This window comes from Streptomyces sp. CO7, from assembly GCF_053474865.1.
The window spans coordinates 76,644-77,795 of the sequence record NZ_JBRIOU010000003.1 but is presented as its reverse complement, the minus strand read 5'-3'; the positions used below and the strand labels follow the sequence as shown (position 1 = coordinate 77,795).

The window sequence follows — 1,152 nt, the reverse complement described above, 5'->3', positions numbered from 1 at the left end:
CTCCCTGGGCCAGGGGTTCGCCGTGCCGACCCCGCAGGGGGTACGCGGCGTGCGGCCCGTGGTCCTCAAGGGCGCCGAGGTGACCACCGCGCGGGCCACGCGTCCGGCCCGCGCCGCGGCGGAAACGTCTCCCCGTCCCGCGTCCCGCTGGGTGCGGGAGCCGACCGCGCCCCGTCCCGTCGCGCGGTACCTGCCGCCACCCGCGCCGGAGTGCGTGCTGACCCACGACGGGACGTACGCCGCCCGGCTGACCCTGGCCGCGGACGGCGAGTCCTGGCTGCCCGAGCGGTGGGCCCTCGGCGGGCCGGAGCCGTACGTCGTCCCGCTGCCCGGCAACCAGCCGGAGGAGCCGGACGCCGAGGTCCAGCCGATGAGCGACGGCCGGGTGCTGATCCACCGCACGGCCGGCCTGCGGCACACCTTCACCCTGCTCTACCCGACCGGTCCCGTCACGGGCGAGCTGTCCGTCGGCTCCGTGGAGTGCCCGGACGGCGAGTCGATGCGGCTGCTGCCGCCCTCCCCCGACGGCCGGCGGGCCTACGCGGTCGCGGTCAGCCCCGGCGGGTCCACGGCGGTGTGGCTGGTGGCGGGCGGTTCCTGCGGTCCGGAGCACCTGGGCGAGATCCGGGGCCGCTGCTCGGGCGGCGTGTGGCTGGACCACGAGGGCCGGATGCTGGCCCTCGACCGTGAGGCGGGCGGCCGCACCAAGACGGTGGTGGTGGACCTGGCGCGCGGCTGCGAGGTCTCGCCACTGCTGCAGATCTCGGCGGAGAGCGACGACCGGCTGGTGACGGCCGACCCGGACAGCGGGCTGCTGCTGATCCGCTCGGACGCCCCCTCCCCCGGGCGGCACCGGCTCGGCTGGGGCGTGCTGGGCTCGACACTGCCCGTGCGGTTCCCCGAAGGGCTGTGTCCCGCCGAGTGCGTGATGACGCCGTTCGCGATCCAGCCGGGGCAGGTGCTGACGCCCGAGGCCTGCTCGGTGGCGCTGCGGGTGGACGGGGTGGGCGGCACCTGGATCGGGCTGTGGCGGCCCGCCGACCGGCGGGTGTGGCACGTGGCCGCGCCTGCCGGCTGGCTCACCGGCGCCGGGCGGTTCGACGAGGGAGGCGAGCTGCGGCTGCCGTACGCCACCGGCGAGGAGCCCTGCGG

At 77.5% G+C, this 1,152-nt stretch carries 1 protein-coding gene; it reads left to right on the top strand.

Annotated features, from left to right (window positions below; all coding sequences use genetic code 11):
- Positions 1–190 precede the first annotated feature (190 nt).
- A partial coding sequence (locus ACOV8S_RS10225) for a hypothetical protein (protein WP_448317895.1) occupies positions 191–1,152 on the top strand: 962 nt, incomplete at its 3' end.